Consider the following 14,006-nt stretch of genomic DNA (forward strand, 5'->3'; position numbering starts at 1 on the left):
CGACACCGACACCGACACCGACACCAGGGTGGCCCGCTCAAGACACGGTGTCCTCAGGCCCGTTCCGCCCCAGAACCGCCACCACCATCATCCGGTGGTACTCCCCCGGCCGGTGCGGTTCGCCCACCGGACGGCCGTCGACCTCCACCCAGGCGTGCGCGCGGAACGGCGAAGTGCGCACCCCCGTACACCAGTCCGGCCACACGCCGCGCATCCGGCACAGCAGCGCGGTCGCCACGGAACGCTGCAGACAGCCCTCCCCCGCGCAGCGCGCGCTGACCGCCACCACGTCCTCGCGCGCGGCCAGCGCCTGGGAGGAGGTGGCGGGGGCGGCGCCGCGCCGGGCGAGGGACAGGACGCGGCGGATGCGGTGCGGCTTGAACGCGACGATCAGCCGGGCCGCGCCGATGGCGATGAGGACGGGCGGACGGCGGCGCAGGGGCAGGCGCGCGCGGGCGGCGGGCACCATGGACTGGCTCACGCGGGCACCACCAGGCGGGCGTCCAGCAGGGCACGCGTGAGCGAGGCCGTGTCGGCGTCGGCGCGCTCGGCGGTGAGCCTCGGGTACGCGGCGCGCAGCGCGCGGGCGGCCTCCGGTGACCCGGCGCCGTCGAGCAGGCCGCGCAGGACGAGCGCCGCCGTGCGGTTGAGCTGCCAGTACCGGCCGGTGGCTTCGTCGAGCAGCACCATGCCGTCGGCCGTGTCGGTCGCGCACACATCGGGTCGCAGGGTCAGGCTCACGGTGCTCCTTCGGTGGGCGCGGGGCCCGGCGGCCTCGCGGGGGCGGCGCGGGCGCGCAGCCAGATCTCGCCGCCCAGGCTGGAGCTGAGGGGGCGCAGGGCCTCCGGGGTGGGGTGCACCCCGAGCAGTGCGGCGCGGGCCGCGGCGTCGTCGATAAGACCGGCGCGGGCGAGGTGCGAGCCGTCGAACACCTCGACGAGACCGGCGCGGTTGCGGCGCAGGCTGATGTGGAAGTCCGTGCTGTACTCGCCCTTGGTGTCCCGGCGCAGCACGTCGTCGGGCACGATGCCGCGCACGGCGTCGGCGAGCACCGGTTTGTACCGCCCCGGCGTGCCGCGCTCGGCGACGCGGATGGCGAGGGCGGCCTCGATCACCTGGTCGTCGAGGTAGGGCGCGGTCTGCGCGAGCCCGCCGCTCGACGTCACCTGGTCCAGCTGCCGCAGTCCGCGGCCGCCGGTGCGTACGCACGCGAGTGCCGTGTGCTGCCCGCGCTCGGGGGCGAGGGGTCCGGCGGTGGCCGCGGCCTCCCTGAGCAGGTCCCGCACGGCCTCGGCCGCGTCCGGGGTCGCCCACGGCGGCATGCGCAGGTCCACGCCCCAGGCCAGCGAGGGGGCGCCCCGGGCCAGGGCGGGTGACGACGGCTGCGCCGCGGTCAGGTTCTCCGCCCATCCGGTCAGCCACTGGCCGAACGTCCTGCGGTCCGCGAGCTGGCGCAGCAGCGGCACGAGCGGCCAGTGCTGGGAGGCGCGTTGCGTACGGATGCGGGTGTACGCCGCCAGCGGGTGCCGTCGGACGTAGTCGTGCAGGTGCGGCGGGAACGTGCTGAACAGTTCGTCCCCGCCGCCGCCCATCACGTGCAGCCGGGAGCCGCGGGCGGCCATCAGGCGGCACAGCGTCCTCATCCTGGCCCCGTCGCGCACCCAGGGGCCCGGCTCGTCGGTGGGGACGGCGTCGCCGGTGAGGGCCGCCAAGTCGCTGTACCAGAGCGTCCGTCGCTCGGGGGCGGGCGCGACGTGGTCGACGCCGGGGAGGCGGGCGGCGGCGCGGGCGGCCCAGGCCGCGTCGTCGTTGCCCGCGTCGAGGCTCTGCCAGCGCAGCGTCACCAGCTTCGCCCCGCCCGCCCCGCTCCGCTCCCGCTCGCGGGCGGCCAGGAAGCACAGGGTGGTGGAGTCCAGGCCGCCCGACAGGTCCGCGCTGACCGTGCCCCCGTCGGCCGTGCAGGCGTCCATCGCGGCGAGCAGCGCCGCGCGCACCGCGGGCACGCCGTCCCGCGCCGTGCGGGACGGCTCCGGTGGGGTCCACCACGGCCGGGTGCGGGCCCGACCGTCCGCGTCGAGCAGCAGGCAGTCGAAGGACGGCACGGCCTGTACGCCCTGCCATACGCAGCGGTCGTCCAGCGGATACGGAAGCGGGGACGCCAGCAGGTGTGCGGCCAGGAGCCGTTCGTCGGGGGCCGCTCCGGTCGCGGCGGCGAGCCGGTCCGAGCGGTCGGCGGCCACGGACACCCCGGCAAGGCGGGTGTGGAAGAGCCGCCGTACCCCGGACGCGCTGCCCCGGGCCCGGACCGCGCCGTCGACGGAGGCGAGGAGGTGGAAGCTTCCGGTCAGGCCGTGGGCGATCCGCTCCACGTCGTCGATGCCGCGCAGCCGTCCGGCCCGCGCGGACAGTTCCTCGGCGGTGACCGGGCAGCGCCCGATCACCGCGACTCGCCGCGCCCCCGCCGCCCCGACCGTCAGCTGCCCGTCCGGCCAACTGCCAAGCAGCCATGGCCGGCCGGAGTGATGGGGGACGGTTTCGGTGGCCCAGGGGCGCAGGAGCCGCGCCGCGGCCGCGCCGGATTCACCATCCGGGAGGATCGTGAACCACACGTCACCGCTCATGGCACGTCACTCGTCATGTGGGGTTGGTCCTGGGGTCAGTTGGGGCCGAGGTACCACTCGTACGGCGGGAATCCGCCTTCGTAGAACGACCCGAGGGCCTCGCCGCGGGTCAGGTCGGCGAAGTCGCCCACTTCCACCATGGCGGGAGGTTCGTAGACCTCGTCGTGCTCCACTCGGTTCTCCTTCACGTCCGCTGACGGTGCGGATCCGCACCGCTGCGGTACGTGCCCATGGTGTTTCAGGGCCACGCCCGATGGTGGACGTCTCCCACTCGATGGAGTGAAGTTGACGACGAGAACCGCCGTGACCGCCGGGATGACTGCGGCGGTCACGACGGTCACGGGCCTGCGGCCCGCCGTCGGCGGACGGGCCCCGGGCGTCGGGCGTCGGTCAGCTCGTGACGACGTTGTGCGCCGGGATGATCTGCGGCTCGGTGTCCCCGTGGCCCAGGTCGGCGAGGATCGGCTGGAGGATCTTCGAGAAGCTCTCGAGTGCCTCCTCGGACTCCCACACGTCGATGACGCGCCACCCGCCGTCGACGGGCCCGGCCACGTGGGAGATCAGCCCGGGCGCGGGAATGTCGGCGAGCGAGGTGAACTCGCCCCCGTCCGTCAGACGGCTGATGACGGCGTCGTACAGATCCTGCCCGGCACCGGGCACTTCGAAGGTGACGATGATGGCCATGTAGCCCCCAGTTGTTCGCTCGCTGTCCGTAGCGATCGCTCCAGCCCGTGCGATCCCCCTGTCATGCCTACCGGCCCGCCGTCCACCCGTCGACGGCTGACGGCGCCCGAGCCCGAAGAGCCGAGGTGCGCCACGGGGCCACGCGCCCCGGCCCGCACCAACTGCCACCCGGCGTACGCCGCTCGGCGCACGGCGGTGCCGTGCGGGCTCAGCGGCTCACCGCGGTCTCGCGGTCGAGCCGCGACAGCTTCTCGGGGTTGCGCACGGCGTAGAGCCCGGTGACGCGGCCGCCGTCGACGCGTGCCGTCAGGACGGTGTCGGTCTCGCCGTCCACCTGGACGACCAGCGCGGGGTGTCCGTTGATCCGGGTCGGCCGCAGGGTCGCCACGCCGACGAGCCGACTCAGTACGCGGGTGACCTGATCGGCCCCGGCGATGGGCACGAGCGCGGCCCGCACCACTCCCCCGCCGTCGGTCAGCAGGACCACGTCCGGCGCGAGGACGTCGAGCAGGCGCCGCATGTCGCCCGTCTCGACGGCCTGCTGGAACGCGGCGAGCGCGGCGCGGGTCTCGGCCTGGGGCACGGGCCCGCGCGGTCGGCGGGCGGCGACGTGGGTCCGCGCGCGGTGGGCGATCTGGCGGACGGCGGCCGGGGTCTTGTCGACGGCCTCCGCGATGTCGTCGTACCCGAGGTCGAAGACCTCACGCAGGACGAACACCGCACGCTCGGTCGGCGCGAGCGTCTCCAGGACCAGCATCATCGCCATGGAGACGCTCTCGGCGAGCTCCACGTCTTCGGCCACGTCGGGCGCGGTCAGGAGCGGCTCGGGCAGCCAGGGGCCGACGTAGGACTCCTTGCGTCGGCTGAGCGTGCGCAGCCGCAGCAGCGCTTCGCGGGTGGTGATCCGTACCAGGAAGGCACGCGGGTTCCGTACGGTGTCGAGGTCGACGCCCGACCAGCGCAGCCAGGTCTCCTGGAGGACGTCCTCGGCGTCGGCCGCCGAGCCGAGCATCTCGTAGGCCACCGTGAACAGCAGATTGCGATGGCCGACGAACGCCTCGGTGGCGAGGGCCATGCGGCTGTCGGGAGTGAGCGGGTCGGCCGTGTCGGTGCCGCTGGCGCCGGTGCTGGTGCCCGCACCGGTGGTCGGCTCGCTGCGCTCGTTCATACCCGGTTCCCGCCTGTCCGCTCTCGACCGTGTGTCACGCACAAGATGCCGCCGCCCCCTCTCTCGTGACACATGCAGCCGGTGACCCGCGTCACTTCCGCGAACGGTCACAGGGCCCGGCCGGCCGGCATCTCTAGGGCGTCAGCCGAAAACAACCGCGAGTGAGGACGACGCTATGGAATCCCGTTTCAACCTGATGGCCAACCCGGTCGGCGCCAAGGTCGGCAAGCGCATGTACGGCATCAATCTGGCGATCCAGGAGGCGTCGCTGCCCAAGTCCCTGCAGGAGCTGGTGGAGCTGCGCGCCAGCCAGATCAACGGCTGCGGCTGGTGCGTCGACGTGCACACCCAGGAGGCGGCGGGCGCGGGCGAGTCCGCGCAGCGGATCAACCTGGTCGCCGCCTGGCGCGAGTCCACCGTGTTCACCGCGGCCGAGCGGGCCGCCCTTGCGCTCGCCGAGGAGGGCACCCGCCTCGCCGACGCCCACCAGGGCGTGTCCGACGAGACCTGGGAGCGGGTGCGCGCGCACTTCGACGACGACGAGATCGCCGCGCTGGTCTCCCTGGTCGCCATGATCAACGCCGCCAACCGGCTCGGCGTGATCACGCGGATGCGGGGCGGTTCCTACGAACCCGGGATGTTCGCCGACCTGTCGAACTGAGGGTGAGGGCGGTGCGGCCCGGACCGGAGTCATCCGGTCCGGGCCACACCGGACCACGCCGCGCCGGTGTCACGGACGCTGCACGCGTCCGCCGCTGTCGGCCACGGCGGGCGTCGGCTTGTTGAACATGGCGCATGTCGTGGCCGTCACGAGCTTCTCGCTGGCCTTGAGGAGCTTCGGGAAGGCGTCCGGGTACTCGGCGAAGGCCTCCGTCGCGACGAGGACGGTGGCCGCGCGGCCGCCGGTGGGGTCGGTGATGTTGACGCTGAGGTAGCCGGGGATGCCGCCGTCGTGGGACCAGACCGTGCCGCACGCGTGTGCGGCGGTCTGGATGCCGAGCCCGTAGCCGGGCCCTTCCGGCTGGTCCGGGAAGATCGGCACGGTGGTGCGCAGCTGCGCGAGCTGCGCGGCGGGCAGCAGCTCGCCGGACATCAGCGCACGGTAGAACCGGCCCCAGTCGCGGGCGCTGGACACCACCGCACCGGACGCCCCGCCCCACGAGGGGTTGTTGCCGGAGACGTCCACATGGCCGTCCCCGCGCGGTCCCGCGTACTCCCTGAGCGCGGCCGGAACCTGCGGCGGCATGTGCGGCGCGTCGACTTCGTAGCCGCGGGCGTGCGGTCCGCGCCAGGTGGCGTCCTCGGCGTAGTAGGTGTGCTTGAGGCCGAGCGGCCGGGCGATCCGGTCGCGCACCAGCTCGGCGAGGCTCTTTCCGGTGGCCTTCTCCAGGACCGCGCCGATCGCGGCGTAGTTGGTGTTGCTGTACGACCACTTGGTTCCCGGCGGGAAGAGCGGATCGCTCCGCACGCCGACGGCCAGCAGTTCCTCCGGTGTCCACGTCCTGCGGTCCTTGCCCAGGATCGACGGGACGAGCTCGGTGTCCGCGGTGTAGTCGGCGAGGCCGCTGGTGTGGTTGAGGAGCATGCGCAGCGTGATCGCGTCGCCGCCCGGCACCTGGCCCGGCAGCCACTTCTCCACCGGGTCGGTCAGGGCGAGCTTGCCCTCGGCGGCCAGGCGCAGCACGAGGACGGCCATCATGGTCTTGGTGTTGGAGCCCACCCGGAACTCGTCGCTCGCCCGGAGCCGGTGGTCCCGCGCGGCCCAGGGGGCCTGTTCGGCGATCTCGACCGGCCGGCCTCGGCCGTCGTCCACCCGCACGATCACTCCGGGCGCCCCGGCGGCCACCAGTTTCCTGGCCAGCTCGGTGAGTTGGGTGCGCTGATCCGCCTTGGTGGCGTTCGCGGACGAGTACGCGGACGCGCTCGCGGCCGCGGTCGGTGCGGCGGTCGCCGTGCCCGCCTGGCGTTCGGCCGCCTGCCCCGGCTGGGCGAGTGCGACGGTCAGGGCGGCTGCCACCAGGGTGCAGGCCGCCGCCGCGTGTCGGGGGCCGCCTCGTCGGCGGGCGGTGTGGGGGTGAGGAGGTCTGTGCGCGCTCGCGGGGTGTAACCGTGTCGTCATGCCGACCACCCTCGCGCACCGACAGGCGTCCGGTCACTGGAGTACGCCGCATGATCGGGGGTGGGGCCTGCCCCAGTGCGCCCCGCGCATCCTGACGCGGGCGGCGGGGAGTTCCGGCCTCGGGGCTGTCCTGCCCGCCAGTACATCGGCCCGGGTGGAGCGGGGCGAGCGCCGCGCCCCGGTCAGGCGCCCGCCTGTGACGTCTTCCAGCCAGATCACGCGGCCGCGCACGGTGGGCGGGCGCTCACCGCCGGGCCCCCGCAGCCGACGCGCGCTGGAACGACTCGCTCAGCAGGGCCGCGTCCACGGCGTCCCGCATGGCGAGGTCTCCCGGACAGTCGTTGAAAGCGCTCGAACCAGGACGCCCGTCCCGGGAACATCCATCCCGTACGAGACGAGAGGGAGGTTTCCCGCATGGACCCCATCCTGCGCGTTCAGTCCCACCTCGGGCAGCGCGTCCTCTTATTGACCACCGCCGTCGTGCCGTTGACCGGCTGGACCGTGCACGCCGTGGCGCTGCACCGGCGGCTCGCCGCGGCGCAGAAGGACCCGCTCACGGGGTTGCTGCGCCGTGACGCCTACACCGTCAGGGCCCGGCAGGTCCTGCGGCGCGGCGGCGGGGACGCGACCGTGGTCCTGGTCGACGTCGATCACTTCAAGCAGATCAACGACCGGTTCGGGCATGCCGTGGGTGACCGGGTGCTGGCCGCGACCGCCTCGCGGCTGACCACCTGGGCGGGCAAGTACGGCGTCGTGGGCCGCCTGGGAGGAGACGAGTTCGCCCTCACCACCCGGATCAGCCCCCACCGCCGCCGCATGTGCCTGGACCAGCTCGCCGTCGAGCTGTCCCAGCCCGTCGACGTCGGCGGCGGCCGTCTGATCGGCGTCGGCGTCTCCATCGGTGCCGCAACTCCCGACCAGGTCGGCACCGCCGACCTGTCGCTGCTGCAGCGGGCCGCCGACGCCGCGATGTACGCGGGCAAGCACACCGGGGCCGCGGTCCTCGCGGACCGCGACCACGCCAGCGTGCCGTCCATCAACGGCCGCAGGGCCGGGCGGCCCGGTACGCACCACGGCCTCGCCCGGGCGGCGTGACCGGCGTCGCCGAGGAGTGCGCGACGCCTCGGCTGGAGCGCGGCCCCTCGCACCCCGACGGGCCGCGCACCACCCACGGTCCCCGCGACCGCCCCCCATCACCCGTTCGTGGGAACTATCGCGAGGAGCGCTGACGTGCTCGCTACCGTGAGAAACGCAGCTTCGTGTGCCACGGGAGGCCGGACATGCCCGACAGGACCACCGTGATCGTCCCTTGCCCCGGAGGCGAGGAGCGGTACGTCATGCTCACCAACGAGGTCACCACGGTCGGCGGGGTGGGCAATCCCACCAACACCGGCGACAACTTCCTGATGCTGGTGCCCTGGGACCGCAACGGCCGCATGACCGTGGGCCGCAAGGAGATCGACGTCGGGCAGTCGCTCCGCTGGTATCACGCGCCCGCGGGCGCGGTCGCCATCTCCGTGCACTCCGGCGTCAGCTGTTCGGGGCTCGCCCAGCTCACGTACGACACCCCGAACACCTGAGCGACGGCCGCGCACCGGCCGCTACTGCCCCACCCTGCCGTCGACGCACTCGCGCAGCAGGTCGGCGTGCCCGCAGTGACGGGCGTACTCCTCGACCCGGTGCACAAGCAGCTCCCGCACCGAGATGCCGTCCTTGCCCAGGCGCTCGCCCAGGTCCGGGTGCCCGGCCAGTGCGGCGTCGGTCTCCGCCTGCTCACGCTCCAGGTCGGCGTACGCGCCGTCGACCACGGCCTGTTCGGCGACGGCCCCGTGGAAGTCGTCGTCCTTCGCGCCGTACAGCTTGGCCAGCGGCTCGTCGTGCGTGATCCAGTTGCGCCAGTCCCGTTCCACCTCGGCGAGGTGGCGCAACAGGCCGAGCAGCGACATCGTCGACGGCGGCACCGAGCGGCGCGCCAACTGCTCCGCGTCCAGGCCTTCGCACTTCATGCGCAGGGTCAGGCGGTAGCTGACCAAGTAGTCCCGCAACGTGGCGAGCTCGCCGTCCGGGCTGGTTCCTGATTCGCGGGGGTCGTCGCCCGGATCCGTCCACATGTCGGGGTAGACGGTCGCCTCGGTCCATCGCGCGGGTTGATCATTCATGCGTGCCATGGTCGGCCGCGAGGCACGGGTACGCCACTCCTTTACGCGCGGCCCCGGCGCCCTCGCGCCCGGGCCCGCGCCCGGCGGCCGCTCCGCCGGGCGCGGGCACCCATCAGCCCGCCTGGGTCCACCGGTGCCAACTGCCGTTGTAGAACTGGCTCTGGTAGTACCTCAGCCGCGGCTTGAACACCTTCACGTACACGATGCGGGTGGTGCCGTCCTTCACCCAGCCCTGGATGTCGTCGGCGCGGCCGCGGTTCGGCATCTCCTTCCAGCCTCTCGAGTTGGCCCAGATGTGCCAGATCGTACGGTTCGGCGCGATCACGAAGTACTCGTCGACCTTGCGGTCGTGGTTCCAGTCGGCCGCGCCCGCGCGGTAGTTCGTACCGCACAGGTACTTGCCCTTGTGCCCGAAGCGCGTGATCGTGCAGCTGTCGGCGTGGGCACTCCCCGCCGGGACGAGCGCGCCGGCCAGCCCGGCCAGCGCCAGGACGGCTCCCACTCCTGCCTTCGCGGCGATTCGCATCCGATCCTCATCTCTCCCCCGAGTGCCCGGTGCACTCCTGCTGAACGGGACGGGAGAAGCATCGCAACGGCGGCACGGCCGCCGCACGGATCGCGGGGCAGGTGACGCGCTCCTGGGACGTCGCGCGCTGTGACCTGCGGGGACGTTGTGCTGTGTGGGACGCGGCGGGACGGCGCTCCGTTACCCTGGGGATATGGCACGAGGCATCTGGTCGCAGAAGGTCCGCTCCGCCCGCTGACGGCGGCGCCTTCCTCTGCTGAATCCGCGCTCGCCGTCCCGGTTCCCGCCGGGCGGCGCCTTCTTGCTGCCCGGCTCCCCTGCGAGCTGCGGAGCACCCTTGAACCTCGCCAACCCCACCCTGCCCGTCGAGACGGGCGCCGGAGCGCACGTCCGCGCCGCGGGCGTCACCGTCACGCGCGGGTCCCGGCGCGTCATCGACGGCCTCTCGGTGACCGTATCCGCCCGCTCCCGTATCGCCGTCGTCGGCGAGAACGGGCGCGGCAAGACGACACTGCTGCACGTCCTCGCCGGGCTGATCACGCCTGACGAGGGGTCCGTGCACCGGGCGGGGACGCTCGGCCTGGCCCGCCAGGAGCTGTCCGCGCGGGACGGCGAGACCGTCGGCACGCTGACGTCCGAGGCGCTCGCCGCGTCGCTCTCGGCGCTGGCGGCCCTGGACCGGGCGGCGTGCGCCCTGGCCGGGGGCGACCCGGCCGCCGCCGACCGCTACGCCGCCGCCCTCGACGCCGCCACCCGGCTCGACGCCTGGGACGCCGAGCGCCGCGTCGACATCGCCCTCGACGCCCTCGGCGCCTGCGCCGACCGCGAGCGCCGCCTGGCAACGCTGTCCGTCGGGCAGCGCTACCGGGTCCGCCTCGCCTGCCTGCTCGGCGCGCACCACGACGTCCTCCTGCTCGACGAGCCCACCAACCACCTCGACGCCGACGGCCTCGCCTTCCTCACCCGCGCGCTGCGCGAGCACGACGGCGGCCTCGCCCTCGTCAGCCACGACCGGGCGCTGCTGCGCGACGTCGCCGACCGCTACCTCGACCTCGACCCGACCCGCGACGGAAGGCCGCGCCTGTACGCGGGCGGGTACGACGCCTGGCAGGACGCCCGGCGCCGCGAGCGCGAGCGCTGGGAGCGGGACCACGAGGAGCAGCAGGCCGAGCACCAGCGGCTGCGGGACGCGGTGGCGCAGGCCCGTGACCGCCTCTCCACGGGCTGGCGCCCCGACAAGGGGACCGGCAAGCACCAGCGCCAGTCCCGCGCGCCGGGCGTCGTCCAGGCCCTGCACCGGCAGCAGGAGGCCCTGGAGGCGCACCGCGTCGACGTGCCGCAGCCGCCCCCGGTGGCGCGGTGGCCGCGCCTGGGCGTCCGGCGGGGCGCACCGCAGCTGCGGGCGCACGGCATCGCCGTCGAGGGGCGTCTCGGCGGGCCCGTCGACCTCGTCATCGACGGCGGCGACCGGCTGCTCGTCACCGGACCCAACGGCGCCGGGAAGTCCACACTGCTCGCGGTCCTCGCCGGAGCGCTCGCACCCACGCACGGGTACGTGCGGACCGCGCGGGATGCGCGCGTCGTCCGGGTCACCCAGGAGACCGCCGGGCAGGACCCCGGGCTCACCGCCCGGGACGTGCACGCCCGGCACGTGGGACGTCTGGTGGCGCGCGGCGCGCTCAGCGACGCGCGTGCCGTCCCGCTGGGGGCGCTCGGGCTGCTGGACGCCGCGGCGCTGCGCACGCCGGTCGGGCGGATGTCCGAGGGCCAGCGCCGCCGCCTCGACCTGGCGCTGGCGCTGACCGGCAGGCCCACCCTCGTCCTCCTTGACGAGCCGACCAACCACTTGTCGTCGGCCCTGGTCGACGAGATGACCGCGGCGATCCGCGACACCAGCGCCGCCGTCGTCGTCGCCACGCACGACCGGCAGCTGCTGCGGGACCTCGCCGACTGGCCGCGTCTGGAGGCCTGATCGGGGTCGGGACGCCGCTGGAGCCAGGACAGGTGCCGTGCGGGTGGCGTCGCCGGTCGTGGCATCGAGGCAGGGGCGCCCGCTCCGGCGGGCCCTGGCTCAGTTCGCGTGGCCGGCGCGCGGCCACGCGATGTGGTCGCTGGTGGCTCGCTCGGTGTCGTACTCGGCCTGGTAGCCGGTGTCCTCCCGCAAGCGGCCGATGTCGAGGACGAGGCGCGGTGCTTCGCCTGCGGTGGGGAGGCTGACCCGGGCGTCTCGCTGGGGTCGAGCCCGCTCTCGGCGAAGGCCGGTTCCACCAGGCGGGAGAGGTCCGGGGTGGCGCCGCGGGCGACGGCGTGCATGAGGGTGGGCGCGGCGAGGAACGGGTCCGGGTGGCCGAGCGGGCCCCAGATGCTGATGAGTGCGTGGCTCTGCCCCATCCCGGGTGGCGCGTGATGACGGCGGGGTTGGCCACTGGCCCGCCGGTCTGCCATCATCAACGAAACGGAACCTCGTTCCACATGCGATGCGAAACGCTGTTCTGTTTTGTCAGGTTCGGCCATGGAGAGAGTGCTGCGGTGAACGACGGCGGTCAGAAGCCGGGAAGCTCAGCCAGGTCCCAGCGCAAGGACGCCCGGCGCAATCAGCAAGCCCTGCTGGACGCGGCCGCCGCGGTCTTCGTCGCCTCGGGTGTGGAGGCTCCGGTGCGCGACATCGCGGCCGAGGCCGGTGTCGGCGTGGCCACCATCTACCGCCACTTCCCCACCCGGGCGGATCTCGTCGTCGCCGTCTACCGCCACCAGGTCGACGCCTGCGCCGAGGCCGGTCCCGCCTTCCTTGCGGCCTGCTCGACTCCCTCCGCCGCCCTGGAGCGATGGGTCGACCTCTTCGTCGACTTCCTGGTCACCAAGCACGGTCTCGCGGCCGCCATGCGGGGGGACGGCGCGAGCTTCGAGGCGCTGCACGCCTACTTCGTCGACCGCCTCGTGCCGGTGTGCACCCAACTGCTCGACGCCGCCGAAGACTCCGGTGAGATCCGCTCCGACATCGACGCCTACCACCTCATGCGAGGCATCGGGAACCTCTGCATCGGCGCCGACAGCGATCCCCGCTATGACGCACGCCGACTCGTGGCGCTCCTTGTCGCGGGACTGCGGCAGCCGAGCTGACCCGTACGCTCACGCAAGCCAAGCCCCTGGCACCGACGGCCCTGATCGATCGCCTAGGTGTCCTGACCTGAATCGTCGGTCAGAGCGGCCGCGGTCAGGGTGAGGTGCCGCACCAGGACCGCGGCCGCGGTGTCGGCGTCTCGGGCCAGCGCCGCCTCCTCCAGCGCGCGGTGCTCCGTGGCGCCGTCCCGGTCAGGGTTGCGGTGCGCCGACCAGCGGCGGGCCAGCTCACTCGCGGTCCACAACCGGTCGAAGGTCTCCAGCAGCGCACGGTTGCCGCACCCCTCCAGCAAGGTGCGGTGGAAGACCCTGTGCGCCTCGGCCCAAGCGGCGGTGTAGTACTCGCCCTCCTCTGGCACGTACGCCGGAGTGCGGACCAGGCGGTGGTGGGCGGCCCGCACACGGGCCTCCCAGTCGACGTCGCCGCGCTCGATGGACATGCGCAGTACGACCGGCTCGATGGTCCGGCGGGCTTCCGTGATCTCCTGCCAGCGCCGGTCGGAGAACGAGGGGACCGCGAATCCGCGGTTGGGCAACCGGTCGGCGAGCCCCGCGCCGACAAGGCGCACGAGCGCCTCCCGCGTGACGGCCAGGCTCACCCCCTGCTCCCTGGCGAGGTCCTGCGGCTTGAGGGCATCACCGGGGGCGTAGTCCCCGCGCATGATCGCGCCCTCCAGGTGTGCGTAGACCTGCTCGGAAAGCATCTGCTTCCCGGCGGCGGGGGCGTGCGGCGTACCAGTCATGACGGCAGCATAGACGATCCTGCCCATAATCGATTATTGGTGTTACTGTCGATTTACAGCGGGGGCGCCATCGATGACGGTGCCGTTCCGTCTCGCCTGCGGCCCCCGACCGGCCGCGCCGCCGCCCCCGCACACGTCTGACGAGGAGCGTTACCGTGAACGTCAACGACCCCTTCGCCCGCCTCCCCGAGGCGGCGTCCTTCACCGTCACCAGCACCACCGTCACCGACGGCTCCGCCTGGCCGCCCGGGCAGCACGCCTCCGGCCTGCCCGGCGGGAAGGACATCTCCCCGCAGCTGTCCTGGAGCGGCGCCCCGGACGGCACCAAGAGCTATGCCGTCACCGTCTACGACCCCGACGCCCCCACCGGGTCCGGCTTCTGGCACTGGGCGGTCGCCGACATTCCCGTCACCTGCGCCGAACTGCCCGAGGGCGCGGGCGACGACGCCGGCTCACATCTGCCGGAAGGCGCCTACCAGTTGCCCAACGACACCCGCGCGGCCCGCTACACCGGCGCCGCCCCGCCCGCCGGACACGGCCCGCACCGGTACTTCGTCGTGGTGCACGCCCTCGACGTCACGTCCATAGGCGTCCCGGCCGACGCCACCCCGGCGGTCCTCGGCTACACCATGGCCGGCCACACCCTCGGACGCGCGGTACTGGTCGCCACTGCCGAAACCGCGTCCTCCTGACCACGCCACCCGACATGTCAGCCCGAGGGCCGTGCGACTGCCTCGTCCTGCACACCGCGGCGGGGACGTTCCAGGCCGTGCGGGGGCAGCCGGGTCTCGCATAGACGATCCAAAAAAAGGGGGTCCTCACCGGCAAGCGCATCAGCGCGGGGGGGGGGCACCCATGTGAAAGGC

At 73.6% G+C, this 14,006-nt stretch carries 16 protein-coding genes; 6 read left to right on the forward strand and 10 right to left on the reverse strand.

The genetic code is table 11. The annotated features are described in order from the left end of the window. Positions 1-37 precede the first annotated feature (37 nt). From AC07A4_RS13005 to AC07A4_RS13030, 6 genes are all read right to left on the reverse strand, one after another. Positions 38-481, reverse strand: a complete 444-nt coding sequence (locus AC07A4_RS13005; RefSeq protein WP_478596889.1) for a lasso peptide biosynthesis B2 protein — start codon at positions 479-481, stop codon at positions 38-40. Next, the gene (locus tag AC07A4_RS13010; RefSeq protein WP_478596891.1) at positions 478-741 is read right to left on the reverse strand and encodes a lasso peptide biosynthesis PqqD family chaperone; all 264 of its coding nucleotides are present in this window, start codon (positions 739-741) and stop codon (positions 478-480) included. The genes AC07A4_RS13005 and AC07A4_RS13010 overlap by 4 nt, the downstream gene beginning before the upstream one ends. Continuing rightward, positions 738-2,621, reverse strand: a complete 1,884-nt coding sequence (locus AC07A4_RS13015; protein ID WP_478596894.1) for an asparagine synthase-related protein — start codon at positions 2,619-2,621, stop codon at positions 738-740. Before AC07A4_RS13015 ends, AC07A4_RS13010 begins: the two co-directional genes overlap by 4 nt. 35 nt (positions 2,622-2,656) lie before the next feature. Beyond that, positions 2,657-2,809 carry a lasso RiPP family leader peptide-containing protein gene (locus tag AC07A4_RS13020; RefSeq protein WP_478596897.1) on the reverse strand — a complete coding sequence of 51 codons (153 nt, stop codon included), beginning with the start codon at positions 2,807-2,809 and terminating at the stop codon, positions 2,657-2,659. Between the two features lie 202 nt (positions 2,810-3,011). Further along, complete coding sequence (locus AC07A4_RS13025) at positions 3,012-3,305, reverse strand: hypothetical protein (RefSeq protein ID WP_478596900.1); 294 nt, start codon at positions 3,303-3,305, stop codon at positions 3,012-3,014. A gap of 208 nt (positions 3,306-3,513) precedes the next feature. Beyond that, positions 3,514-4,473: an RNA polymerase sigma-70 factor gene (locus AC07A4_RS13030; RefSeq protein ID WP_478596902.1), complete on the reverse strand. Its 960-nt coding sequence runs from the start codon at positions 4,471-4,473 to the stop codon at positions 3,514-3,516. Positions 4,474-4,648: 175 nt separating this feature from the next. On the opposite strand from AC07A4_RS13030, the gene AC07A4_RS13035 reads away from it, so the two are divergent. After that, on the forward strand, positions 4,649-5,134 hold the full coding sequence (locus tag AC07A4_RS13035; RefSeq protein WP_478596903.1) for a carboxymuconolactone decarboxylase family protein: 486 nt from the start codon (positions 4,649-4,651) through the stop codon (positions 5,132-5,134). 69 nt (positions 5,135-5,203) lie between these two features. On the opposite strand, the gene AC07A4_RS13040 is transcribed toward AC07A4_RS13035, so the two are convergent. After that, the gene (locus tag AC07A4_RS13040; protein WP_478596905.1) at positions 5,204-6,490 is read right to left on the reverse strand and encodes a serine hydrolase domain-containing protein; all 1,287 of its coding nucleotides are present in this window, start codon (positions 6,488-6,490) and stop codon (positions 5,204-5,206) included. Positions 6,491-7,006: 516 nt separating this feature from the next. Between AC07A4_RS13040 and AC07A4_RS13045 the strand changes: the two genes are divergently transcribed. Together AC07A4_RS13045 and AC07A4_RS13050 are read left to right on the forward strand one after the other, a co-directional pair. Further along, positions 7,007-7,687 carry a GGDEF domain-containing protein gene (locus AC07A4_RS13045; protein WP_478596907.1) on the forward strand — a complete coding sequence of 227 codons (681 nt, stop codon included), beginning with the start codon at positions 7,007-7,009 and terminating at the stop codon, positions 7,685-7,687. A gap of 185 nt (positions 7,688-7,872) precedes the next feature. Beyond that, positions 7,873-8,172, forward strand: a complete 300-nt coding sequence (locus AC07A4_RS13050; protein WP_478596910.1) for a hypothetical protein — start codon at positions 7,873-7,875, stop codon at positions 8,170-8,172. Positions 8,173-8,193: 21 nt separating this feature from the next. Here AC07A4_RS13050 and AC07A4_RS13055 read toward each other — a convergent pair whose 3' ends face one another. After that, complete coding sequence (locus AC07A4_RS13055; protein WP_478596912.1) at positions 8,194-8,760, reverse strand: DinB family protein; 567 nt, start codon at positions 8,758-8,760, stop codon at positions 8,194-8,196. A 103-nt stretch (positions 8,761-8,863) separates the two neighbouring features. Beyond that, complete coding sequence (locus AC07A4_RS13060) at positions 8,864-9,277, reverse strand: hypothetical protein (protein ID WP_478596914.1); 414 nt, start codon at positions 9,275-9,277, stop codon at positions 8,864-8,866. A gap of 337 nt (positions 9,278-9,614) precedes the next feature. On the opposite strand from AC07A4_RS13060, the gene AC07A4_RS13065 reads away from it, so the two are divergent. Both AC07A4_RS13065 and AC07A4_RS13070 read left to right on the forward strand, forming a co-directional pair. Further along, positions 9,615-11,249 carry an ATP-binding cassette domain-containing protein gene (locus AC07A4_RS13065; RefSeq protein ID WP_478596916.1) on the forward strand — a complete coding sequence of 545 codons (1,635 nt, stop codon included), beginning with the start codon at positions 9,615-9,617 and terminating at the stop codon, positions 11,247-11,249. 557 nt (positions 11,250-11,806) lie between these two features. Next, positions 11,807-12,397: a TetR/AcrR family transcriptional regulator gene (locus AC07A4_RS13070; RefSeq protein WP_478596919.1), complete on the forward strand. Its 591-nt coding sequence runs from the start codon at positions 11,807-11,809 to the stop codon at positions 12,395-12,397. Positions 12,398-12,450: 53 nt separating this feature from the next. Here the strand turns inward: AC07A4_RS13070 and AC07A4_RS13075 are convergent, their stop codons facing one another. Beyond that, entirely contained in the window at positions 12,451-13,140 is a 690-nt protein-coding gene (locus tag AC07A4_RS13075; protein ID WP_478596921.1) for a GntR family transcriptional regulator, read from the reverse strand. Between the two features lie 155 nt (positions 13,141-13,295). Between AC07A4_RS13075 and AC07A4_RS13080 the strand changes: the two genes are divergently transcribed. Then, positions 13,296-13,832 (forward strand): YbhB/YbcL family Raf kinase inhibitor-like protein, encoded by a 537-nt coding sequence (locus AC07A4_RS13080; protein WP_478596923.1) that lies wholly within the window; start codon positions 13,296-13,298, stop codon positions 13,830-13,832. Positions 13,833-14,006: the final 174 nt, after the last annotated feature.

Source organism: Streptomyces sp. NPDC043996, from assembly GCF_056435225.1.